Source organism: Pseudomonas sp. S3_A09 (genome assembly GCF_054668065.1).
Genome location: NZ_CP162752.1, coordinates 2695001 through 2717957, shown reverse-complemented (window position 1 = coordinate 2717957; position 22957 = coordinate 2695001). Strand labels below are relative to the sequence as shown.

Sequence of the window (22957 nt, the reverse complement as noted above, 5' to 3'; positions counted from 1 at the left end):
GGCTTTCAAGAGGTATCCCGAGCGGGAAGCAAAAACCGACAAGCACGGATGAAAAAATGTTCAGACTCGCGCCTTGATCGTCACCCAGTAGCGCGTGACCGCGTGTACGTGCACCGGTAGCGAGCGCTCCAGTGCCGCTAGGATTGCATCGGTATCGTTCAGCGGAAACACGCCAGTGAGCAGCAAACCCGCCACCGCCTGGTCACACCGCAACAGCCCCGGACGATAGCGACTCAGTTGCGCAACAAACTCGCCCAGCGGCTGGCGCTCGGCGATCAGGCGGTGTTCGGTCCAACTGCTGGCGTTGGCGCTCACCGCCGCCAGCGACGCGCTGTGACGCGCGTCGAACCACAGGCTGTCACCGGCCTTCATCTGCACGGCTGCGCCATGGGTCGGCGTTACGCGGAGGCGGCCTTCGTACAGGTCGACACGGCTGCCATCGGCCAGTTCGCACACGGCAAAACGGGTGCCCAGCGCCTGCACGACGCCGGCTGGGGTCTCGACGATCAACGGGCGGATGGGGTCGTGGCCGCTGGTCAGCAGGATCTCGCCGCGGATCAGGCGGATACGCCGCTCGCGGGGGCTGAAACGCAGGTCGACTGCGCTGTCGCTGTTGAGGTCAAGCCGCGTGCCGTCACTGAGGGTGACGTGGCGAATCTCGCCGGTGCGGGTGCGGTATTCGGCGAAGGCGGCTTGCCAGGGCTCGCTGCGTTGCACCAGGTAGCCACTGCCGCCGGCCATCAACAGCAGGCCGAGCAGCTTGAGTGCAGCGCGGCGTTGGGTGTCGGGTGTGTCGCGCAATACGGCGCGGGCGCTGTCGGCGGGCACGCTGCCGAGGGTTTGCTGCAGCTGCTGCAAACGCTGCCAGGCACGGCGATGCTCAGGGTCGGCGGCCTGCCAGCGGGCAAAGGCCTGGCGTTGTTCGCCTTGCAGGGCGCCGCCCCATTGCAGCATCAGCCATTCGCTGGCCTGCTCGACAACCGCCGGGGCGATGGGGGCGTCGTGTCTCATTCTTCGTAGGCCACCTGGTAGCAGGCAACAATCGCGCGGGTCATGTACTTCTGTACCGAGCTGACAGTCACCCCCAAGCGTTCGGCGATCTGTGCGTAACTCAGGCCTTCGAACTGCGACAGCAAAAACGCCTGGCGCACGTTGTCGGGCATGCGGTCGAGCATGGCGTCGATCTGCATCAGGGTTTCGAGGATCAGCGCGCGGGTTTCCAGGGACGGCGATTCCGGCTCGGGCAGGTGCGCGATGCTTTCCAGATAGGCACGCTCGATGCGTAGACGCCGCCACTGGTCGATCACCAGGTTGCGTGCGATCTGCGCCAGGTAGCTGCGGCTTTCCTTGTCACCCGGGAATCGTCCGGACACCAGTAGGCGCAGGAAAGTGTCCTGCGCCACGTCAGCCGCGTGCTCGCGGTCGCCCAGGCGCCTGCGCAGCCAGCCTTGCAGCCAGCCGTGATGGTCGCGGTACAGGAGATGAAGCTGTTGCTGGCCGTCAGTCGCGGTGTCCATGAAAAGCTCAGGCGTACTATTGAGAGCAATTATCATTACACCTTATTTCGCGACTGACAAAAACTCTTTGTCGATCAGCGCCCAACGGTTTGCAGCGGGTAGACAGATTCCCAGCCCCCGCCCAACGCTTTGTACAGGCCAACCATCGCCAGCGACACGCCGGTCGAACTGTCCACCCACTGCTCCTGCGTGGCCAGCAGCGCGCTTTGCACGGTGAGCACGTTGACGAAATCCACCACGCCTTCCACGTACTGCTGCTGCGCGGTGCGCAGGGCAATCTGGTTCTGACGCACGGCTTCGGCGAGGCTGTCGCGGCGCAGTTGGCTGGCGTTGTAGCGGGTCAATTGGTCGTCGATCTCATGCCAGGCACGCAGCACGGTTTGCTGGTACGCGAGCGCCGCTTCCTGTTGCTGGGCTTCGCGCAGGTTCAACATGCCTTGCAAACGCCCGCCATTGAACAGCGGCAGGCTGAACTGCGGGCCGAAGGCAAAGGCACGGGAGCCCCAGGAACCGAAATCCGAGAGTTGCATGGCCTGGGAACCGAGGCTGCCGGATAAGGTGATGCGCGGGTAGAAATCGCCCTTGGCCACGCCGATGCTCGCGGTGGCGGCATGCAAACGCGCCTCGGCCTGGCGGATATCCGGGCGGCGCTCAGCCAGCTCCGACGGCAGGCCAATCGCGACCTGGCGCTGGGTTTGCGGCACGGCGGCGTCCTTGGACAGTTGCGCATGCAGCGCCTGCGGCGGTTCGCCCATCAACAGGCTGAGGGCGTTGATGAGTTGGTCCTGACGCTGTTGCAGATCCGGCAGTCGCGCTTCAATAGCGGCGACCTGGGCGGCGGCTTCGGCGACGTCCAGGTCGGTCGCCACACCGTCAGCCAGGCGCAACTGCGAGAGCTTGAGGCTGTGACGGGCGACGTCGAGGTTCTGCTCGGTGACCGCGCGGGTGTTTTGTACACCGCGCAGTTGGATGTAGTTCTGAGCGGTCTCGGCCAACACTGACAACAGCACGGCACGGCGGTCGTTTTCGGCGACTTGCAAGGTGGCGTCGGCGGCTTCGGTTTCGCGTTTGACGCGGCCCCAGAAGTCCAGCTCCCAGGACGCGGAGAAACCCATGTCCCACTGGTTGAATGCCGAACGGCCGTTGTTGCCGGACGGGTCGCTCAAGCCTTTGCCACTGTTGCGTTTGCGCTGGTAATCACCGTTGGCGTTGACGTTGGGATAACGCTCGGCCGTGGTCACCTGGCGTACGGCCCGGCTTTGTTGCAGGCGACTGCTGGCCAACTTCAGGTCGAGGTTATCGGTGAGCGCACGGCGTGTAAGGGCCGAGAGTTGCTCGTCGTGGAACACATCCCACCAACGTTCCTGCAACGGATCGTTGACCGCACGGCTGGCCGCCTGGCGGCCCTGGGGCTCGCTCCATTGCGTCACTTGCGGGCCCTGCGGCCTCTGGAAGTCTGGACCGACCGTGCAGGCACTCAGGCTGATGAGGCTCAACGTGAGCCAGGCAACTCGCTTCATTGCTGGGCTACCTCACGCGTCTGCGCGACCGACTGGGTGTCGACGCTGGCTTCCACCGACATGCCGACCCGCAGGCGCTCGGTGTGTGCCTGGTTGGGTTCGAGGACGATTTTCACCGGAATGCGCTGCACCACCTTGGTGAAGTTGCCGGTGGCGTTATCCGGTTTGACCGAGGCAAACGTCACGCCCGTCGCGGGCGCAAGGCTCTCCAGATGACCGTTGAGCAATTCGCCGTCGAGGCTGTCAACACGCACCTGCACGGCCTGGCCGGCACGCATATGGGAGAGTTGGGTTTCCTGGAAGTTGGCCACCACGTACGCCTCTTCCAGCGGCACGACCGCGAGGATCTTGCTGCCCGGCGTGACATACGCGCCCACCCGCACCGCACGCTCGCCGACCATGCCATCCACCGGCGCGACGATGCGCGTGTACGACAGTTGAAAGCTGGCCAGTTCCAGCGCGGCTTGGGCGCGTTTGAGCCCGCCCTCGGCGGCATCGCGCTGGGCGGTGAGGATTTCCACTTGCTTGCGTTCGGCCGCCAGCACCGCCGTGGCATTCGCCAGCCGCGCGGTGGCCTGGTCGATACGGGTCTTGGCTTGCTGGGCGTTCTGCACAGTGCCCGCGCCGACACCGGCAAGGTGGTTGTAGCGATTGAGTTCGTGTTCGGCGAAGGCCATTTCGGCGCGATCCGCCGCGACGGTGGCCTGGGCCTGGGCGATGACCGAGCTTTGGCGTTCCAAGGTGGCGGTGGCATTTTTCAGCTGGGCCTGCGCCACCAACGTATCGGCATCAGCCGCTTGGGCGGCAGCGCGGAAGTCGCGGTCGTCGATCAATGCCAGCAGTTGCCCGGCTTTGACACGCTGGTTGTCTTCCACCAGCACTTCCTTGATAAAGCCGGCCACGCGCGGCGCCACCAGGGTGAAGTCAGCGGCGACGAACGCGTCATTGGTGGTCTGGCGCTTGCTGCCCAGCACGCCCGGCGCGACCAGGTACACCAGCACGCCGACGGCAAACACGGCGATGACGGAGACGGCAATTTTGTCTTTGCGTTTCATGAACAGTCCTTTCTATCAAGTCGGTGCGCGAGGCGGAAAGATCCGCGTGGGCATCCAGAAAATCAGCAGGATCAACGCCACCGCGACCGCGGCCATGACGTAATAGAGATCCGAAGAGGTCAGCACCACGGCCTGCTCATGCAGGCGGTGCGCCAGGCCCGGCGCATCGCCGTCGGCCAGGGGGAATTGCCCAGGCGGTCGACCAACATGGTCGAGTGAAAATGCAGGCGCTGGGTGGTCAAGGTATCGAGCACGCCAGTGGCGATCACGGCGGCCAGCCCCTTGATGGTGTTGAACCAGGCTGAGGCGAACGGACCATCCATTGGCTGGATACTGCCGGTGGAAAGCATCAGCAACGGCAACACGGCCATCGGTTGCCCGAAGATCTGCAGCAGGTAGAGGCCGTAGAAATCGTCGCGAATCCATTCCGAAGTCAGGTGCGCGCTGCCCACGCAGCACAGCACCAGCATGCCCAGGCCGATCCCCAGCACCCATCGGCAATCGACCCAACGCAGGTTGCACAGCGCCGCCACCAGCGGCAGCGCAATCAACTGCGGTATCGCCATCAACAGCATCACGGGCGCGGTTTGCAGCGGACGGTAGCCCTGGACCTGAGCGAGAAAACTCGACGGGATGATGATCACCGAGGTCAGCACCATCAGTACGCCCGCCAGCACAATCAGGGCGAACGACAGGTTGCGCAGACCGAGCATCTGCAGCTTGAAGAAGGGGATGGGCTGCGACCATTCATTCACCATGAACAGCACCAGCAACACGCCACCGCCCCCTAACAGGAAGGTGATCAGGCCCGACTCGAACCAGTCCAGGCGGTTGCCTTGCAGAATGCCGATGACCAGCATGCAGATCGCCGGGAAACCCAGCAGCAAGCCGCGCCAGTTGAACTGCTTGAAACGCTCCAACCGAATCGGATCCTGCGGCAATCCGTAGGCCACGGCGATCATGGCCAGCAGGCACGGCGCGACGATCTGCCAGAACGCCCACTGCCAGCCAACATACTCGGTCCATAGCGCCGCCAGCGGCGTGCCCAGGCTCGGGCCGAAGGTGGCGGTGAGTGCGTAGCCGGCCAAGCCGTACAGCTTGACGTTGGCCGGCAAGAACCGCAGAGCCACGGTCATCAGCATCGGCGGCAGCGCACCACCGGCCAGGCCTTGCACAGTGCGCAGCACCAACAGGCTTTCGTAGTTCGGCGCGAACGGACACAGGATGCCCAGCGCAGTGAACAGGCCGATGGCGCACAAGGTGAAACGGCGCAGGGAAAAGGTCACCGAACACCAGGGCGCAAACGCCATGGCCGCCACGGAAGTCGCGGTGTACGCCGCGACCAGCCAGGTGCCTTCGTCAAAGCCTATGTACAGCGCACCGCGAATGTCCGCGAGGGCCACTTTGGTGACCATCTCGTTGAGGCCAGAGACCAGCACCGCCAGCAACACGCCGACCAGCCCGATGATGATGCGCGGGCCGAATACGGGTGGGGTCATCGCGGTGGGTTTGGCTGCGGCCGCAAGGGTGGGGGCAGCGAGGGAGGTCATGAACAGGTAACTCGGGATGTTGAATACCTGAGCAGTTTAATCAGGCACAAACATGACAAAAAGTTACTTGTTGGAAGGGTATAAGTGCACCAAACGCAACGATCAAACAGGCTGTGCTTCAAGCCAAGTGGCGTGACAACTCTCGCGCATGGTTTCACGCAGCCATTTGTGAGCAGGGTCTTTATCGAATCGCGGGTGCCAGGATTGGGCAAGCACCAGCGTCGGCAACGAGATCGGCAGGGCGAACGAGCGCAGGGGCAGTTTCAGGCGATTGGCGCTCAACAGCGCTTCCTTGGGCACCGGCAGCAGCAAGTCGGAATCGGGCAGCATGAACATCGCGCCGTGAAAGCCTGGGGCGATCATTGCCACACGACGTTCCAAGCCCTGAGCACTCAGCGCGGTGTCGATCGGCCCACGGGCAATGCCGCGCCGCGAGATGCTGATATGGGAGTAACTGGCAAAGCGTGCGGCGGTGATGTCTTCGTCGAACAACGGATGGTCTTCCCGTGCCAGGCCGACGAAGGTGGTGGAGAACAGGTTCTGCACCTTCACTTCGGGAGTGACCGGCATGGTGTTGCTCACGCGCAAATCCAGGCGACCTTCACGCAGGGCCTCGTCGTCGGTATCGCCTTCGGGCACGAAGCACAGCTCGCACAGCGGCGCCATGCGTTCCATGGTGTCGAACAGTCGACCGCCGTACACGCCGATGAAAAAGTCGTTGGCGCGCACGCTGAAACGACGGCGCAACGTACTCAAATCCACTTGGTCCGCGGAACGGAACAACAGCGCCGCTTGTTCCACCACGTTGCGCACCTGGCCTTGCAACTGCAGAGCCTTGGGCGTTGGCACCAGGCCGCGACCGGCGCGCACCAGGATCGGGTCGCCGACGGCTTCGCGGATACGCGTGAGGGTGCGGCTCATGGCCGCCGGGCTGAGGTTCATGCGGCGCGCGGCGCCAACCACACTGCCCTCGTCGAGCAAGGCGTCGAGGGCGACCAGCAGGTTCATGTCCGGTAATTGCATGCCAAGCACTCGTGACCAATGGGGAGTGAACTGAGCGCAATCGTAGCAGGCTTTACAGGTAGCGCTTCAGGTTACGGGGCAGGTAGTCCGCGTAGGTGGCTTTGGGATGAGCTTGGCACTTACGCACGATTTCCGGCAGGGCGTTTTCCAGTTCGTCGGCACGGGTCAGGCCTTCGTTGTAATCGCTTTTACCGCTTAGCGCCGGGAACATCACTGCTACCCGGGTAATGGCAAAGCTCTTCATCGCGATCAACGGGCGGGCGGGATGGTCGCGACGGAACTGGCTGACTTCTTCGGTCAGTGCGCTGCAGGATTGGTAAGTGGTTTGCGTGAAGGTCAGTTGAGTCGTTTCCTTCCTTGGCGCTTCGGGCGTGAAAATCATATCGTTCTGCGCGTCGAGTACCGCAGGCCGATCGCCAGTTACCGTCCAAGGCTTGAAGCGCCAGAGTGTGGCCGCAGCGACGGCGGCTGCACCAAACGCCGGCTTGGTGGCGCTGAGCGCTTTGACATCGCTGACCGTACCGTCGTTGTGAATATTCAGGCTGATACGCGCATGCCCTTGTGTGAAGGTCAGGTTGCTGGGGTAAAGCGGCTTGGGCATGCTGACCGGCTCGGGCACGAACTCCGCGAAAACCGAGGTCGACAATAGCAAGGCCGCTGCCAAGACAAAAAACCGCATCGTTGTAAATCCTTTTACGAGGCACACCTGACGCCAGGGCGGCGCCAGATTCCGCCGGCATTATCGGCTTCACGGCGGACAAAGAGCAATCATTCGTGTTTAGCGCTGCATACCCCAACGCTTCACGGTCAGGCGCTCAAAGGTGTCAAACACCAGGTTTTCCACGAGCAGGCCGATCAGGATCACGACTGCCAGACCGGCAAACACCTTGTCGGTGTACAGCTCGTTACGATTCTGGAAGATGTACCACCCCAGGCCACCCTTGCCGCTGGTGGCACCGAACACCAACTCGGCGGCGATCAGGGTGCGCCAGGCAAATGCCCAGCCGATCTTGAGGCCCGCGAGGATCGACGGCAGCGCCGCCGGGATCAGGATGAACAGCACAAAACGCATGCCCTTGAGGCCATAGTTGCGCCCAGCCATACGCAGGGTTTCGGACACGCCGAGGAACCCGGAATACGTGTTGAGCGCCAGCGCCCACAGCACCGAATGCACCAGCACGAAGATCAGGCTGTTCTGCCCCAAGCCAAACCACAGCAGCGCCAGCGGCAGCAATGCAATGGCCGGCAGCGGGTTGAACATCGAGGTCAGGGTGCTCAGCAGATCGCGGCCCAGTTGGGTCGATACCGCCAAGGTGGTCAGGGCAAACGCCAGTACGATGCCGATCAAGTAACCCTTGATCAGCACCACCAGCGAGATGCTGACCTTGCTGAGCAACTCGCCGCTGAGCAAGCCGTCGTACAGCGCATGAAAGGTCTGCAAGAAGCTCGGCAACAACAGGTCATTATTCTGGTAGCGCGCAACGACTTCCCAAAGGATCGCGAGTACCACCAGGATCAGGCCCTTGCGCAGCCAACCTTGTTGCCACAGGCGTTGGCGCAGGGGCAGTTCGCGCTCCACGGGGACGCTGATCAGCGGTTCTAGGGTGATTTCATATTCCTGGCGCATGGATGCTCCCCTTAATACGCGATGCGGATATCAGCGAAACCCAACTCACGTTCGGCCTCGGGCGCTTCATCGAACAGCAAGCGATGGATACGCCGCGCCGATGCCTGGAACTCCACGCCACCGAGACTGTGCAGGTCATATTGGTGGCTGTGGATTTCCGCGCGCACGCGCCCCGGATGAGGCGACAGCAACAGAATGCGATTGCCCACCACCAGCGCTTCTTCGATGGAGTGGGTGACGAACAACAGGGTGAAACGCACCTCTTCCCAGAGCAGCAGCAATTCTTCCTGCATCTTGCGCCGGGTCAGGGCATCGAGAGCAGCGAAGGGCTCGTCCATCAGCAGGATTTTCGGCTGCATGGCCAAGGCGCGGGCGATGGCGACACGGGCTTTCATACCGCCGGAAAGCGTGTGGGGATAGGCATCGGCAAACGCCGTGAGGCCGACTTTGTCGAGGTAGTGCAGCGCGCGTTCTTCGGCTTCGGCGCGCTTCAAGGTTTTAGAGGCCAGCAATGGGAACATCACGTTCTGTTTTACGGTTTTCCACGGTGGCAGTTGGTCGAATTCCTGGAACACCACGATGCGGTCCGGGCCCGGTTCGTCGACCTTTTGCCCCAACAGACGGATCTCGCCTTCGCACGGTTTGATAAACCCGGCGATAGACTTGAGCAACGTTGATTTGCCGCAACCGGAGGGGCCGAGCAACACGTAGCGGTCGGCAGGATCGATCTCGAAACTGACTTGATGGGTTGCCCGCACTACGCGCTCCGGGGTGCGGTATTCCAGGCTGACGTGATCCACCGCCAGCAACGGCGCGGTGGTGTGCAGGTTGCTGGCCGTGTGGCCTTGCAAGGGCGCGTTCATCTCAACTTCCTTGCAGGGGCTTGGCGTCCTGGAAGAAGTAGTCCTTCCACGATTCAGGCTTGTTCTTGATGGCGCCGACGCGGTAGAGGAATTCCGCCAGCGGGTAGGTGTTTTTTGGCGTAACGCTGAATTCGAATTGCGGGTTGTCGATGATTTTCAGCAGCTCGGCACGGTCGATCTTGGCTTTGGTCACGCGGATGTAGGTGTCAGCCGCAGCGCCTTTATCGTGCTGGGCGAACTGCGCGGCTTCGGTCAACGCTTCCACGAACGCCGTGTAGGTTTTTGGATTCTCGTTGCGGAATTTTTCGGTGGCAAACAGCACGGTCGGCGAGTTCGGGCCAAGCAGGTCGTAGGTGTTCAGCACCACATGCACGTTCGGATTGGCCAGGGCCTGGTCCTGGAACGGCGGGTTGGAAAAATGCCCGGTCAGCTCGGTACCGCCAGCGATCAGTGCTGCAGTGGCATCCGGGTGCGGGACGGCGACGGTGTACTTGTCGAGGCGATTGAATTCCTTGTCGCCCCATTGCTTGGCCGCGGCGTATTGCAGGAAGCGCGACTGCACCGACACGCCCACCGCCGGCACGGCAATGCGGTCCTGCTCGGTGAAATCGGCGATGGTCTTGACCTTGGGATTGTTGCTCACCAGGTAGTAAGGGAAGTTACCCAGGGACGCGACGGCCTTGACGTTCTGCTTGCCGCGGGTGCGGTCCCAGATGGTCAGCAGCGGGCCGACACCGGCGCCGGCGATGTCGATGGAACCGGAGAGCAGCGCGTCGTTGACGGCGGCGCCGCCGGACAATTGTGTCCAGTCGACCTTGATGTCGATGCCTTGCTGCTTGCCGTATTTTTCAATCAGGTTCTGCTCGCGCACCACGTTGAGCAACAGGTACACGATGCCGAACTGTTCGGCGATGCGGATCTCGCCTTCGGCCTGCGCGGCTGTCGGCGCAACAAGGCTGCCAGCCAGCAGGCTGACACCCAGGCCGACAGTCGCGGCCAGCCGTGCGAATGGAGTTTTGCTGGACATGCTTGTGCTCCGAATCAGAAAGGCGCGTCGCCCTGAATGGTGGTACGAAACAGCTTGCGGCGTAGATGGCTTGGGCAACCGGCAGCCAGGTGAATCAGCGAGCGGTTGTCCCAGAACACCAAGTCGTGGGGCTGCCATTGATGGCGGTAGATGTTTTGCGGCAACACGCTGTGGGCGTAGAGTTGGGCCAGCACGTCGCGGCTTTCGTCTTCGGGCAGCCCGACGATTCGAGTGGTGAAGCCTTCGCTCACGAACAGCGCTTTGCGGCCGTTTTCCGGATGGGTACGCACGATGGGGTGCACGACTTCCGCAACCTGGGCAAGCTGCTCTGGGGTCAGTGTGGGGCGCCAGTTGCCTTCGAATTTGGTCTCGCTGTAGCGCGCGGTGTAGGAATGCGCGGCACTGCGGCCTTCAACGGCCGTGCGCAGGTGTTCGGGCAATTGGTCCCAGGCTTTGTGCATGTCGGCGAACAAGGTGTCGCCACCTTCGGAGGGCAGTTCCTGGGCGTGCAGCATCGAACCCAGGCTCGGCAGTTCCTTATAGGACAGGTCCGAATGCCAGAATTTGCCCGCGTCTCCCAGACCGATGGACTGACCGTTTTCAATGATGTTGGAGACGATCAGAATTTCCGGGTGGTTGGCCAGCAGGAACTGTTTGAGCACATGGATCTGCAGCACGCCGAAACTACGGCTGAAGGCGATCTGCTGCTCGGGGGTGATGCGCTGGTCACGGAACACCACGACATGATGGTCCAAGTGCGCGCGGTGAATGCGCGAAAAATCCTCGTCGTTGACCGGTCGCGACAAGTCCAGGCCAATGATCTCGGCGCCGACGCTGCCGGGCAGTGGACGAATCTCGAAGGATTGGACGGTAGCGGTCGCTGTTGGAACAGTAGAGGTGGCGGACATGAGGTCACTCCCGGTCAGACAGGAGATTGACTTTATAGATATAAGAACGGCTATTTAAATACCGTTAATGAATAACGATATGCGGGAATGTTTCGGCTCAACCCCAAGCCACTTGGCCCAGGGCAATAAACCACAGCGGTAAAGTGTTCAGTCCATAACACCTGATGCTGCATTGTCGGCGCTTGAAGCAGGTTTGATGAACCTGCCTGTGTAAGGCGCCATAAATGCTGGCTGTGGGCGCTGGGAGCCCTATGTTGAAACGCTTACAAGCCGAAACTGTGCCCGTTTGACAAGCTTACGGGCAGTCTCTAGTGTGCATTGGATCCAATTAGCCACGCCCATTCTAATAAGGAGGATAGCGTAACCGTGACGCAGAAGCCGACCCCTTTGAACAGCATCAAGATCAGCGGACCTATTCCCGCCCATCTCGCTCGCTCCGTGATTGAAGAAACCTTGCGCAACGCCATCCTGGATGGTCGGTTGCCCTGCGGTACTGCCATGCGCCAACAGGAGTTGGCCAGCCTGTTCGGGGTCAGTCGCATGCCGGTGCGTGAAGCCTTGCGCCAACTGGAGGCCCAGTCACTGCTGCATGTGGTGACCCACAAGGGCGCCGTGGTTGCACCGTTGATCGAAGACAATTCAGCCGAGACCTATGAACTGCGGATGTTGCTGGAGTCTGAAGCGCTGCGCCTGTCGATTCCCTTGCTCACCGAAGCCGATATCGAGGAAGCCGAGGCGTTTATTTGTGCCCTCGAACAGGAAAAAGACTACACCGAGATTGGACGCCTCAATCGCCTGTTCCACATGGCGCTTTATGGCAAGGCCCCCAACCAGCGGCTGCTTAAACTGGTGGAGCACGGTTTGAACGAGGAAGAGCGATTCCTGCGTTACAACCTTGAGGCCATGGGGCTGGGCGAAACGTCCCAGGAGGACCACCGCGAACTGTTGAACTTGGTAGCGCAGAAGAAAACCCAGGAAAGCATCTTGACGCTGCGCAATCACTTGATGCGAGGCATGGAGGTGATCACGGCGTACCTGAATGGCTTGGATGCCCACGGCAAGAAAGTTACGCCATAAAGTATTGCGTTCTCCTGTCCCGTCCTTCCAATATTACGGGGGCCACTCACTCAGTGTAGTGCCTCCCGCTAAAGAAACTTCCCACTACGCCCCAAGCAACCAACTTACAACATATATTATTTAGAAAAACTTCTATTATATTTGTATGCGCGCCAACCTATTTAATACGCTTATCATCTTTTATTACTAAACCACTCCGCTCGGCGTTGCAGCGCCTATCGTCGAGCATTTCTGCGCGCCGGTAGTCGGCTTATGCCTGCGCGCGCCCTGACCATTACAAACTCATCGCTGTTTCCCAACAGCAGCCGCAACAACTTATAGGCATCAACCATGCATCAACCTTTACTTGAAACAGCAAAACTGCAGTTATGCAGCCATTCGTTATTTTTAGAAATAACTTCCCTGCGCAAGTTACAACTTTTTATGGAAAGTCATGTGTTTGCAGTCTGGGACTTCATGACCCTCGCCAAGCGCCTGCAACAGGACCTGACCTGCACTCGCTTGCCCTGGCTACCCGCTGAAGACCCGCAGGCAGCGCGGCTGATCAATGAGATCATTCTGGGTGAGGAGTCAGACGAACACCCCGTGCAAGGCTATTGCAGCCATTTCGAACTGTATTTGGAAGCCATGGCGGAAGTGGGCGCCAGCACCTCGGCCATCAGCCACTTTGTTGCGCTGCTACGCCAAGGCCTGGGAGCCACGGCAGCCTTGCACCAGGTCGAGGCTCCTCCCGGCGTGAGCCGCTTCGTCGACGCCACCTTGCACCTTGCGTTGAATGCGCCTACCCATTGTGTGGCGGCCACATTCCTGTACGGTCGCGAGCATGTCATCCCGGGGATGTTCGAACGCATCCTGCAATCTGATGAGTTCATTCATCGCCAAGCGCCTACCTTGTGCGCTTACCTCAAGCGCCACATCGAATTGGACGCCAAGGAACACGGGCCAGCGGCGGAGCAGTTACTCAATCGCCTGGTCAGCGCAGACCCTACGTATCCGCAACAGGCCCACGACGCCGCAGTCGCTGCGATGCAAAGCCGTGTCGCGTTCTGGGATGAGCTTCGGGCCTCGCTGCAAGAGGTGCACCCATGAACGCCGGCGACTACCAAGCCATCGCCGATGACTGGGAGCGCCGCGCAACCATCCGCACACGGCCTCGGCGCTTGCTGGAGAGCGATGACAAACTGATCTTCCCGCTGTGCCGTCAGCCCTTGGTGCTCTGCGCGGCATTTCTTGAGCACTGCCCTCAGTGGCGCGATTTTGTACTGGTGCAGAGCTTTTACAAGTTCATCAACGACGTGGTGATATTCGAGACCGAGATCGTCAACAAGACTGCACGCAGCATCGCCAAAAATCGCTTCGCTGTGCCCTTCCCGCTGACCTGCCGCGTGGATGCGATGACCGTCGTCGTGGACGAGGATTACCACGCATTGGTTGCGCTGGATTTCCTGCAGCAAACCGTGGCCATGACCGGCATACAACCGCTGGAACTGCCCACAGAAATAGAGCTGAGCCGTGCGCTGCCCACGGCACAGGCGTTGGCGCCCGCTCATCTACGCGATGCTGTCGCACTGATTGGCGTGGCAATCGCTGAAAACACCGTGACCCAGGATGTGGCGGCATTCTCCAAGGACACCAGCGTGAAAGCTTCCATCCGTGGCTTGATGGCCGACCACCTGTTTGATGAGGGCCGCCACGCCCAGTTCTGGATACGGCTCGTACGCCTGTATTGGCAAACCGCGAGCGAGGGGGACCGCAATGAAATCGCCAAGGTGCTGCCGGTTTTCCTGGCTCAGTACCTGACGAACGACCTGCAAAAAAACTTCGACTTGAACTTGATCCAACACCTCGACATCAGCGCCAGCCTACGCGGTGCGTTACGCGCTGAAGTGGCGGCACAGGCCTTCCCTATCACCCGCCAACATCCATTGATGGGCAATATCCTTGGCTTTCTGCAACACAGCGGTTTGCTGCAAACGCCGAGCGTGGCGCATGCGTTGAACGATTACCTGCCAGTGTCCGGGAGGGTGACATGAGGCGGCTGAGCATTGGATTTTCCGGCGCCAGCAGCGCCTTGGAGGCGGTCAGGCAAGAGCTGGAACAGTATGGGCATATCACAGGCAACGAGGGCGTCGACCTGTGCATCGATGACGGCGATCAGTCGGTGCAGGGCAACGCACGCCCGATTCCAAAATTGAGCCTGCGCCTGGGCGTCGGCCCCATCACCGACTACGGGTTGCCCGCGCTGCAACTGCGCGCCTATAGGCCAGACCGAAAGCTGTTGGCCGTACTGGACATCGCCGACGAGCTCAGCGGTAACGGTCAACGACTGCGCCGGCGAGTCATCCGCGAATTGGTGGAATGGACCGCGCTGCACATCAGCGGCTTCTCGCGAGACCCTGGATACTTCGAATTGAAGGCGGTCGCCAATGGCTGGCCCGAACACTGCCTGGATGCGCTTGAGGCGCTGGCATTCACCCACCGGTTCAACCGCTCCGCCGACCCTGACGTGATAGAGGCAGCCCGAGTGCCACTGATCAATCGGTTGCAGGCAAGCTTTCATACATTTGCCGACCGGCCCGCATTGCATATCGGTGCCAGCGAAGTGACCTATCGTCAGCTGCATGCTCAAGCATTGGCAATCCAGCAGCGCTTGCACCCCTTGTTGGTAACGGGGCAAACGCCCGCAGTCGTCGGGATCTGCCTGGAAAAAACAATCGGCTTGTACGCCAGTATCCTTGCCGTGCTGGGCAGTGGAGCGGTGTACCTGCCGTTGAATCCGGACCAGCCGCCTCACTGCCATCGGGCCATGCTCGAAAGCGCAGGAGCCCAGGTATTGCTGGACGCCGGTCAGCATCCATTAAGAGCGTGTTTCAGCTCACTGGATGTCAGCGGCCACGCTCTACACGACGTCGACCTCACACAGCCGTTGGCGCGCCTCCACCGTCATGCCGATGCGCCCTGCCTGATGCTCTTTACCTCGGGCACCACCGGGCAACCCAAAGGCGTGTTGCTCAGCCAAGCCAACCTGGCGCATTTCACGGCCTGGTTCAGGTCCTGTGTGAACCTGGATGAACAGAGCCGCGTCTTGCAGTTCTCGCCATTGAGCTTCGATTCATCGCTGATCGATATTTTCCCCGCCTTGGTAGCGGGTGCTCAGTTGATCGTCCCCAGCACAGAGCAACGACAAGACCCTCAACAGCTGCTGGACCTGCTTCACCGGCAGCGCATCACCCATGCCTTTCTTCCGCCTGCGCTGCTGAGTATCCTGCCGCTCGATCAACCGCTGGGCCTCACGCATCTGCTGACCGGTGGAGATGTGTGCGAACCCCATGTGATCGAACGCCTTTCAGCGCAGTGCCAGTTCCATAACCTCTATGGGCCGACGGAGGCCACGGTGTTGGTCACCCATCGGATGCTGCGCCCCAATGACAGCAATCGCAACGTCGGCCGCCCCATCGCCAACAGCCAGGTGCTGATCCTCGATGAACACCTGCAACCGGTGGATGAAGGGGTGATGGGTGAGGTGTATATCGTCGGCCCCGGAGTGAGCCTGGGGTACGTGAACGCACTATCACAGGCTTCCAGTTCTTTCGTGGAGCTGGCAGTGCCAGGCGAACTGCCGTTGCGGGCCTATCGCACTGGCGACCTGGCGCAGTGGACTGCCGACGGGATCGTGCTGGGAGGACGGCGAGATGATCAGGTGAAGATCCGTGGTTTTCGGGTAGAGCCCCTGGAGATTGAGCAGTGCCTGCGCAGCAGTCGGCTGTATCGACAGGTGGCAGTGGTGATCGACCGTGATCGCAGGATCCGTGGCTTTGTCGCGCAACCCGAACCGGGAGCAAGCATGACGGCGCTGCAACACCATGCACGGCAGTGGCTACCGGACTACATGCAGCCCGGCGTCTGGGATGAGCTGCCACGCATACCGTGTTCCAGCAACGGCAAAATCGACCGTGCGGCGTTGCTGGCAGTGCCGATCCAGCCCACGTTGCCGACAGCCTGCAGCGCGGCACAAACCCCGCTTCAGACTCAATTGACCCACTTGTGGATCGAACTGCTAGCGTTGCCCACGGGTGAGTTGTCTATCGATGAAAGCTTCTTCGACCTCGGCGGCCATTCGATTTTGCTGTCGACCCTCTTGCTGCGTTTTCGCGAACAATTCGGCCGTAGTTTTTCGCTGAACCACTTCATCGAGGCGCCGACGATTCGTACGCTCGCAACATTGGTGGAACAAGGAGAACGACCCGATACATCCGCCAGCCAAGCGGTTCGTGATGCGCATCGGGAGCGGATATATAACACGCTGCCCGAAAACTGCGTGGGCGATCCGCACAAAGTGATCGTTACAGGGGCCAACAGCTTTGTAGGGGTCCATATTGTCGAGGCACTGCTGGCCAAGGGTGCTACAGCAGTAGCATGCCTGGTGCGCGAGAAGCCGGGGCAGTCGGCGATGGCGCGATTTACCCAAGCGCTGCGCGAGTATCGCCTGGAGCATCTGGACCTGAGCCGGGTGCAGGTATTCGCCGCAGATGTCAGCCTGCCTCGACTGGGTTTGACCAGCAATGCCTATGAGACCCTCGCCAAAGAGTTCGGTGTGCTGGTACATAACGCTGCCAGGGTCAACCATGTATTGGACTATGCGTCGCTGACCAGGGACAACGTTGACCCCGTACTCGAATGCCTACGCCTGTGTGAGACGCACTGCAAGAAGGTCCTCAATTTTGTCTCGACGCTCTCCGCGTCGAGCAGTGTCGATACTCAAGGCTATGTCCTAGAAGCGCCCGCCGCGGCCACGCTGCCGCTGTACATCAAGAATGGCTACAACTTGTCCAAGTGGGTCGCCGAACGGCAACTGGCGCGTGCGGTGGAACGTGGGGCCTGGGTGAATATCCATCGACCCGGCAACATCAGTTTCAACAGCCTCACGGGCGTTTGCCAGCCGCAAAAGAATCGTCTGATGCTGATGCTCAAGGGGTCACTGCAAATGGGCCTGCTCCCGAAGTTGGCGTTGAACTTCGACCTGATGCCGGTGGACTTCCTGGCGCGCTTCATCGCGTTCCACTGCACCCGCTTTCAAGCCGGTAGCAGTGTGTTCAACCTGCACAATCCGCAGCCGTTGAGCTGGGCCCACTACTTGGATGGCTTCAGCCAGGCGGGTCACCGTTTCAAGCGGGTCAGCGTTGAGCAGTGGCAACAGTCGCTACACACGATCAGCCATGACAATGCACTGTTTGGCGTACTGGGTTTTTATCTCGGCCGTCTCGACGAAGACATCGGCGACACCTCGATGATTCGCTACGACAACGCGCGACAGGCTGTCCAGCAAATGGGCGCACAGTACCCCGAAAAGGACCCGGCGCTGTTGAGTAAAGGCTGCGACTACCTCAAGGCCACCGGCTTTCTTTGAATGCCTCAGGATAACCTTATGAAACCGCTGCAACCCGATACATTGATTTGCAACCCGAATGGCCGGCCGATAGTTGCGTCTGTTTTGGTCGACTGCCATGCCACTCGCCTGTGGGACATAGTGGGGCAATTCGCAGGCTTCGATGCGTTCATTCCTGACCTGACACATATCGAAATGACGGGCACAGGCGTGGGCGCCTTGCGAACAAAATTCTTCCGCGATGGTAATTGTGTGGTGGAGCAACTCAATAGCCGCGACGAACAGGCCATGCACATGACCTGGACCACAATCTACAACACCCTCGGTGTAGCCAGGCTGTGGGCGGCGATCCGTGTGGAGGCCCTTGGCGCAGACTGTTCCAAAGCAACATGGACGATCATTGCCGAGCCCATCGACCGTGCAAACACAGGATTTGAACAATTTGTGCAGAGCTTCGCCGATAGCGCCTTGGAAAATGTTCGTCGGCTAGTCGGCTAAGCGGCAGGGGCGAGAGGACTCGCTCCTGCCCGATCAATCAGCGGGTCAGATCTTGAAACTATCGACCAGTTGTTTCAATCGATTGGCCTGCTGCGACAGCGCGTCGCAATCCTTCAGGGTTTCGTTGAGATTGGCCACGCCTTGCTGGTTCAGCAGGTTGATCTGATTGATGTCGACGTTGAGCGTTTCCACCACCGCCGTCTGTTCTTCCGTGGCTGCGGCGACGGACTGGTTCATGCCGTCGATCTCGACAATCCGCTGCGTTACGCTGACCAAGCGCTCACCAGCCTGGTTCGCGACCTCAACACTTTCTTCGCTGGAGGTTTGGCTGGCGTTCATGGTGGTCACCGCTTCACGCGAGCCCACTTGCAGAGACGTGATCATTTTGTGGATCTCTTCGGCCGACTCCTGAGTGCGGTGAGCCAGGTTACGCACCTCATCGGCGACCACTGCAAAGCCTCGACCGGCCTCACCAGCACGTGCCGCTTCGATGGCGGCGTTGAGTGCCAGCAGATTGGTTTGCTGGGAGATGCCTTTGATCACATCGAGAATGTGGCCGATGTTGTCGGTGCTGGCGTTGAGGGTCTCGATCTGAGTGCAGGACAGGCTGATCTTCTGCGACAGTTCCGACATTGCAAGGATGGTTTGCTCCACCACCTTGCGCCCATCGTCGGCTTGTTCACTGGCGCCGCTGGCGTGCTGTGAAGCATCGGCGGCGTTACGTGCGATTTCCTGGGTAGCAGCGCCCAGTTCGTTGATCGCTGCTGCCACGCTGTTGGTACGCGCGCTTTGCTCATCGGAACCGATGATAGAGGCATTGGACGAGGCCATTACACGCTGGGAGAGATCGTGCACCTGTCGGGTTGCCGAAGACACCTCCGAAATCGAGGCGTGGATACGTTCTACAAACTGATTGAACGCGCTACCGACTTCGCCGAACTCGTCCTTGCTGGTCACAACGAGGCGGCGGGTTAGGTCACCTTCGCCTTGGGCAATGTCCTGCATCGCCACGCCCATGGTGGTGAGGGGTCGCAGCAAGACCTGAATCAACAGGCTCAGGAGCACCGCAATCGCGACTACGGCGATCAACATGGCAATCAAGGCGGAAGTACGGAACTTGCCCAGCGGTGCGTAGGCTTTGTCTTTATCAATCGACAGACCGATATACCAATCTGCGCCGGGTAAGCCACTGATAGGGGTAAAGGACAGGATGCGGTCCTGACCGTTGAGGACGACATCCTGGCTGACCTTCTCGATACGCACCTGGGTGCCAGGGTAGATGTCCTTGAGGTTCTTCATCACCTGGTCCTGTTCAGGACTGACGATGACTTGCCCGTCGCTACTGACCAGGAACGCATGGCCGATACCGCCGAAGTCCACCGAATTGATAATCTTCACCAGGGTCTGCAGGCTCAGGTCGCCACCGACTACACCGAGCAATTCACCATTCTTCTTCACCGGCATGGCGATGGTCACGATCTGCCCGCCTACTGCGGCCATGTAGGGCGGGGTAAGCATGGGTTTGTCCGCGGCTACTGCCTGCTTGTACCAGGGACGCTGACGAGGGTCATAACCATCGGGCATTTTTGCGTCCGGACGCTGAGTGAAAACGCCGTTGGTTTGGCCAACGTAGGTGAACTGGAAGTTCGAGGTGAATGCCGGTTGATCGACCAGACCTGGAAGGTCAGCACCACTGCCCTGGTGGGCTACGTTTTGCGTGAGGCTTTCGAGTACCAGTATTCGCCCACTGAGCCAGTTCTGCACACTGCTGGCGGTGAGCTCACCGGATTGCTGGATGGACGATTCCAGGTTCTGCTTGATGGTGCTGCGTTGCAGGTAGTCGTTATAGAGGGTGAACAACGCGAAGGCCAAAACCACGACGCCTGACGCGGCCAACAGAATTTTATGACTGAACTTAAGATTCATTTCATCGACTTCTTTTGCCAAAGGGGGGTGAGCGTGCCGAGTGGAACATTCCATGTAGCGGTATAGGCAGCTTCTCCGGCCGCTCTATTTCGGTGCACGCATGGCTCGTCAGGCTTTCGGCCAACGCTTGGCAAATCTTAGGAATTTGTGAGGTATTTCCTGTTTTTATGTGGGAAACAGACCAGCGGTACACCTAGGCGATGGGGGTTACGAAACGTGGTGATTTAAGGCCCTAAACGACAAAACCCCTGTCTGCGTTAGCAGACAGGGGTTTCGGAATTCAATCTTGACGATGACCTACTCTCACATGGGGAAACCCCACACTACCATCGGCGATGCATCGTTTCACTGCTGAGTTCGGGATGGGATCAGGTGGTTCCAATGCTCTATGGTCGTCAAGAAATTCTGTGTATCGGACCGTTGCGCTAGCAACGTGCCGATGAAATTCATGGACTTCTACATAAACAAAACCCCTGTCTGCGTTAGCAAACAGGGGGTTCTGGAATTTAATCTTGACGATGACCTACTCTCACATGGGGAAACCCCACACTACCATCGGCGATGCATCGTTTCACTGCTGAGTTCGGGATGGGATCAGGTGGTTCCAATGCTCTATGGTCGTCAAGAAATTCGGGTACTGAGTCGTGACCTGATGGCCTCGCTTCAGCAAATTGGGTATGTGACAGATCGGTGTTTTGTGAGATATCGAACTTTCGGTTCGTATCATCTTCACACACCGCAATCTGATGCTCGTTAGAGTAGTCAAATTGCTTGGGTGTTATATGGTCAAGCCTCACGGGCAATTAGTATTGGTTAGCTCAACGCCTCACAGCGCTTACACACCCAACCTATCAACGTCGTAGTCTTCGACGGCCCTTCAGGGAACTCAAGGTTCCAGTGAGATCTCATCTTGAGGCTAGTTTCCCGCTTAGATGCTTTCAGCGGTTATCTATTCCGAACATAGCTACCCGGCAATGCCACTGGCGTGACAACCGGAACACCAGAGGTTCGTCCACTCCGGTCCTCTCGTACTAGGAGCAGCCCCTCTCAAATCTCAAACGTCCACGGCAGATAGGGACCGAACTGTCTCACGACGTTCTAAACCCAGCTCGCGTACCACTTTAAATGGCGAACAGCCATACCCTTGGGACCGGCTTCAGCCCCAGGATGTGATGAGCCGACATCGAGGTGCCAAACACCGCCGTCGATATGAACTCTTGGGCGGTATCAGCCTGTTATCCCCGGAGTACCTTTTATCCGTTGAGCGATGGCCCTTCCATACAGAACCACCGGATCACTAAGACCTACTTTCGTACCTGCTCGACGTGTCTGTCTCGCAGTCAAGCGCGCTTTTGCCTTTATACTCTACGACCGATTTCCGACCGGTCTGAGCGCACCTTCGTACTCCTCCGTTACTCTTTAGGAGGAGACCGCCCCAGTCAAACTACCCACCATACACTGTCCTCGATCCGGATAACGGACCTGAGTTAGAACCTCAAAGTTGCCAGGGTGGTATTTCAAGGATGGCTCCACGCGAACTGGCGTCCACGCTTCAAAGCCTCCCACCTATCCTACACAAGCAAATTCAAAGTCCAGTGCAAAGCTATAGTAAAGGTTCACGGGGTCTTTCCGTCTAGCCGCGGATACACTGCATCTTCACAGCGATTTCAATTTCACTGAGTCTCGGGTGGAGACAGCGCCGCCATCGTTACGCCATTCGTGCAGGTCGGAACTTACCCGACAAGGAATTTCGCTACCTTAGGACCGTTATAGTTACGGCCGCCGTTTACCGGGGCTTCGATCAAGAGCTTCGCGTTAGCTAACCCCATCAATTAACCTTCCGGCACCGGGCAGGCGTCACACCCTATACGTCCACTTTCGTGTTTGCAGAGTGCTGTGTTTTTAATAAACAGTCGCAGCGGCCTGGTATCTTCGACCGGCATGAGCTTACGGAGCAAGTCCTTCACCCTCACCGGCGCACCTTCTCCCGAAGTTACGGTGCCATTTTGCCTAGTTCCTTCACCCGAGTTCTCTCAAGCGCCTTGGTATTCTCTACCCAACCACCTGTGTCGGTTTGGGGTACGGTTCCTGGTTACCTGAAGCTTAGAAGCTTTTCTTGGAAGCATGGCATCAACCACTTCGCTAACTAAAAGTTAGCTCGTCATCAGCTCTCGGCCTTAAGATCCCGGATTTACCTAAGATCTCAGCCTACCACCTTAAACTTGGACAACCAACGCCAAGCTGGCCTAGCCTTCTCCGTCCCTCCATCGCAATAACCAGAAGTACAGGAATATTAACCTGTTTTCCATCGACTACGCTTTTCAGCCTCGCCTTAGGGACCGACTAACCCTGCGTCGATTAACGTTGCGCAGGAAACCTTGGTCTTTCGGCGTGGGTGTTTTTCACACCCATTGTCGTTACTCATGTCAGCATTCGCACTTCTGATACCTCCAGCAAGCTTCTCAACTCACCTTCACAGGCTTACAGAACGCTCCTCTACCGCATCACTTACGTGATACCCGTAGCTTCGGTGTATGGTTTGAGCCCCGTTACATCTTCCGCGCAGGCCGACTCGACTAGTGAGCTATTACGCTTTCTTTAAAGGGTGGCTGCTTCTAAGCCAACCTCCTAGCTGTCTAAGCCTTCCCACATCGTTTCCCACTTAACCATAACTTTGGGACCTTAGCTGACGGTCTGGGTTGTTTCCCTTTTCACGACGGACGTTAGCACCCGCCGTGTGTCTCCCATGCTCGGCACTTGTAGGTATTCGGAGTTTGCATCGGTTTGGTAAGTCGGGATGACCCCCTAGCCGAAACAGTGCTCTACCCCCTACAGTGATACATGAGGCGCTACCTAAATAGCTTTCGAGGAGAACCAGCTATCTCCGAGCTTGATTAGCCTTTCACTCCGATCCACAGGTCATCCGCTAACTTTTCAACGGTAGTCGGTTCGGTCCTCCAGTTAGTGTTACCCAACCTTC

General features: G+C 59.2%; 16 protein-coding genes, 3 rRNA genes and 1 pseudogene (1 of these 20 only partly in view). 5 read left to right on the top strand and 15 right to left on the bottom strand.

Translation table 11 applies throughout. The annotated features are described in order from the left end of the window. Nucleotides 1-60: 60 nt before the first annotated feature. The 11 genes and pseudogenes from AB4N92_RS12895 to AB4N92_RS12845 form a co-directional block, all read right to left on the bottom strand. Entirely contained in the window at nucleotides 61-1011 is a 951-nt protein-coding gene (locus tag AB4N92_RS12895; RefSeq protein WP_069672882.1) for a FecR domain-containing protein, read from the bottom strand. After that, entirely contained in the window at nucleotides 1008-1517 is a 510-nt protein-coding gene (locus tag AB4N92_RS12890; protein WP_010214259.1) for a sigma-70 family RNA polymerase sigma factor, read from the bottom strand. Before AB4N92_RS12890 ends, AB4N92_RS12895 begins: the two co-directional genes overlap by 4 nt. A gap of 74 nt (nucleotides 1518-1591) precedes the next feature. After that, the gene (locus AB4N92_RS12885) at nucleotides 1592-3037 is read right to left on the bottom strand and encodes an efflux transporter outer membrane subunit (RefSeq protein WP_010214260.1); all 1446 of its coding nucleotides are present in this window, start codon (nucleotides 3035-3037) and stop codon (nucleotides 1592-1594) included. Beyond that, nucleotides 3034-4092, bottom strand: a complete 1059-nt coding sequence (locus tag AB4N92_RS12880; RefSeq protein WP_010214261.1) for an HlyD family secretion protein — start codon at nucleotides 4090-4092, stop codon at nucleotides 3034-3036. Before AB4N92_RS12880 ends, AB4N92_RS12885 begins: the two co-directional genes overlap by 4 nt. 15 nt (nucleotides 4093-4107) lie before the next feature. Beyond that, nucleotides 4108-5642: pseudogene (locus AB4N92_RS12875) on the bottom strand (MFS transporter). A 102-nt stretch (nucleotides 5643-5744) separates the two neighbouring features. Continuing rightward, nucleotides 5745-6665: a LysR family transcriptional regulator gene (locus AB4N92_RS12870; protein WP_010214263.1), complete on the bottom strand. Its 921-nt coding sequence runs from the start codon at nucleotides 6663-6665 to the stop codon at nucleotides 5745-5747. A gap of 52 nt (nucleotides 6666-6717) precedes the next feature. Beyond that, on the bottom strand, nucleotides 6718-7344 hold the full coding sequence (locus AB4N92_RS12865; RefSeq protein WP_236267475.1) for a TonB family protein: 627 nt from the start codon (nucleotides 7342-7344) through the stop codon (nucleotides 6718-6720). Between the two features lie 99 nt (nucleotides 7345-7443). Beyond that, the gene (locus AB4N92_RS12860) at nucleotides 7444-8292 is read right to left on the bottom strand and encodes an ABC transporter permease (RefSeq protein ID WP_010214267.1); all 849 of its coding nucleotides are present in this window, start codon (nucleotides 8290-8292) and stop codon (nucleotides 7444-7446) included. A gap of 11 nt (nucleotides 8293-8303) precedes the next feature. Further along, a complete protein-coding gene (locus AB4N92_RS12855) occupies nucleotides 8304-9155 on the bottom strand; it encodes an ABC transporter ATP-binding protein (RefSeq protein ID WP_236267477.1) in 852 nt (283 codons plus the stop codon). A 1-nt stretch (nucleotide 9156) separates the two neighbouring features. Then, on the bottom strand, nucleotides 9157-10182 hold the full coding sequence (locus tag AB4N92_RS12850) for an ABC transporter substrate-binding protein (protein ID WP_236267478.1): 1026 nt from the start codon (nucleotides 10180-10182) through the stop codon (nucleotides 9157-9159). Nucleotides 10183-10196: 14 nt separating this feature from the next. Then, nucleotides 10197-11090: a TauD/TfdA dioxygenase family protein gene (locus AB4N92_RS12845; protein WP_236267479.1), complete on the bottom strand. Its 894-nt coding sequence runs from the start codon at nucleotides 11088-11090 to the stop codon at nucleotides 10197-10199. Nucleotides 11091-11456: 366 nt separating this feature from the next. Here AB4N92_RS12845 and AB4N92_RS12840 point away from each other — a divergent pair, with 366 nt between their 5' ends. The 5 genes from AB4N92_RS12840 to AB4N92_RS12820 all read left to right on the top strand — a co-directional run bounded on the left by AB4N92_RS12840 (nucleotide 11457) and on the right by AB4N92_RS12820 (nucleotide 18051). Beyond that, nucleotides 11457-12167: a GntR family transcriptional regulator gene (locus AB4N92_RS12840; protein ID WP_010214271.1), complete on the top strand. Its 711-nt coding sequence runs from the start codon at nucleotides 11457-11459 to the stop codon at nucleotides 12165-12167. Nucleotides 12168-12497: 330 nt separating this feature from the next. Next, a complete protein-coding gene (locus tag AB4N92_RS12835) occupies nucleotides 12498-13256 on the top strand; it encodes a DUF3050 domain-containing protein (RefSeq protein ID WP_236267480.1) in 759 nt (252 codons plus the stop codon). Beyond that, a complete protein-coding gene (locus AB4N92_RS12830; RefSeq protein WP_236267481.1) occupies nucleotides 13253-14200 on the top strand; it encodes a diiron oxygenase in 948 nt (315 codons plus the stop codon). The genes AB4N92_RS12835 and AB4N92_RS12830 overlap by 4 nt, the downstream gene beginning before the upstream one ends. Then, nucleotides 14197-17574, top strand: coding sequence for an amino acid adenylation domain-containing protein (locus AB4N92_RS12825; protein WP_154847803.1), 3378 nt, complete (start codon nucleotides 14197-14199; stop codon nucleotides 17572-17574). Before AB4N92_RS12830 ends, AB4N92_RS12825 begins: the two co-directional genes overlap by 4 nt. 18 nt (nucleotides 17575-17592) lie before the next feature. Then, on the top strand, nucleotides 17593-18051 hold the full coding sequence (locus tag AB4N92_RS12820; protein WP_010214276.1) for an SRPBCC family protein: 459 nt from the start codon (nucleotides 17593-17595) through the stop codon (nucleotides 18049-18051). A 45-nt stretch (nucleotides 18052-18096) separates the two neighbouring features. Here the strand turns inward: AB4N92_RS12820 and AB4N92_RS12815 are convergent, their stop codons facing one another. The 4 genes from AB4N92_RS12815 to AB4N92_RS12800 all read right to left on the bottom strand — a co-directional run. Further along, the gene (locus AB4N92_RS12815) at nucleotides 18097-19977 is read right to left on the bottom strand and encodes a methyl-accepting chemotaxis protein (RefSeq protein ID WP_010214278.1); all 1881 of its coding nucleotides are present in this window, start codon (nucleotides 19975-19977) and stop codon (nucleotides 18097-18099) included. 284 nt (nucleotides 19978-20261) lie between these two features. Next, nucleotides 20262-20377, bottom strand: a 5S ribosomal RNA gene (gene rrf, locus AB4N92_RS12810). 110 nt (nucleotides 20378-20487) lie between these two features. Further along, nucleotides 20488-20603: ribosomal RNA gene (gene rrf / locus AB4N92_RS12805) — 5S ribosomal RNA — on the bottom strand. A gap of 156 nt (nucleotides 20604-20759) precedes the next feature. Further along, nucleotides 20760-22957, bottom strand: a 23S ribosomal RNA gene (locus AB4N92_RS12800) (it continues 694 nt past the right edge of the window).

Coding starts and splice junctions, on each gene's coding strand:
- AB4N92_RS12830 (WP_236267481.1), top strand. CDS start 13,253: ATGAACGCCGGCGACTACCAAGCCATCGCCGATGACTGGGAGCGCCGC.
- AB4N92_RS12820 (WP_010214276.1), top strand. CDS start 17,593: ATGAAACCGCTGCAACCCGATACATTGATTTGCAACCCGAATGGCCGG.
- AB4N92_RS12860 (WP_010214267.1), bottom strand. CDS start 8,292: ATGCGCCAGGAATATGAAATCACCCTAGAACCGCTGATCAGCGTCCCC.
- AB4N92_RS12835 (WP_236267480.1), top strand. CDS start 12,498: ATGCATCAACCTTTACTTGAAACAGCAAAACTGCAGTTATGCAGCCAT.
- AB4N92_RS12815 (WP_010214278.1), bottom strand. CDS start 19,977: ATGAATCTTAAGTTCAGTCATAAAATTCTGTTGGCCGCGTCAGGCGTC.
- AB4N92_RS12825 (WP_154847803.1), top strand. CDS start 14,197: ATGAGGCGGCTGAGCATTGGATTTTCCGGCGCCAGCAGCGCCTTGGAG.
- AB4N92_RS12895 (WP_069672882.1), bottom strand. CDS start 1,011: ATGAGACACGACGCCCCCATCGCCCCGGCGGTTGTCGAGCAGGCCAGC.
- AB4N92_RS12855 (WP_236267477.1), bottom strand. CDS start 9,155: ATGAACGCGCCCTTGCAAGGCCACACGGCCAGCAACCTGCACACCACC.
- AB4N92_RS12890 (WP_010214259.1), bottom strand. CDS start 1,517: ATGGACACCGCGACTGACGGCCAGCAACAGCTTCATCTCCTGTACCGC.
- AB4N92_RS12850 (WP_236267478.1), bottom strand. CDS start 10,182: ATGTCCAGCAAAACTCCATTCGCACGGCTGGCCGCGACTGTCGGCCTG.
- AB4N92_RS12880 (WP_010214261.1), bottom strand. CDS start 4,092: ATGAAACGCAAAGACAAAATTGCCGTCTCCGTCATCGCCGTGTTTGCC.
- AB4N92_RS12870 (WP_010214263.1), bottom strand. CDS start 6,665: ATGCAATTACCGGACATGAACCTGCTGGTCGCCCTCGACGCCTTGCTC.
- AB4N92_RS12865 (WP_236267475.1), bottom strand. CDS start 7,344: ATGCGGTTTTTTGTCTTGGCAGCGGCCTTGCTATTGTCGACCTCGGTT.
- AB4N92_RS12885 (WP_010214260.1), bottom strand. CDS start 3,037: ATGAAGCGAGTTGCCTGGCTCACGTTGAGCCTCATCAGCCTGAGTGCC.
- AB4N92_RS12845 (WP_236267479.1), bottom strand. CDS start 11,090: ATGTCCGCCACCTCTACTGTTCCAACAGCGACCGCTACCGTCCAATCC.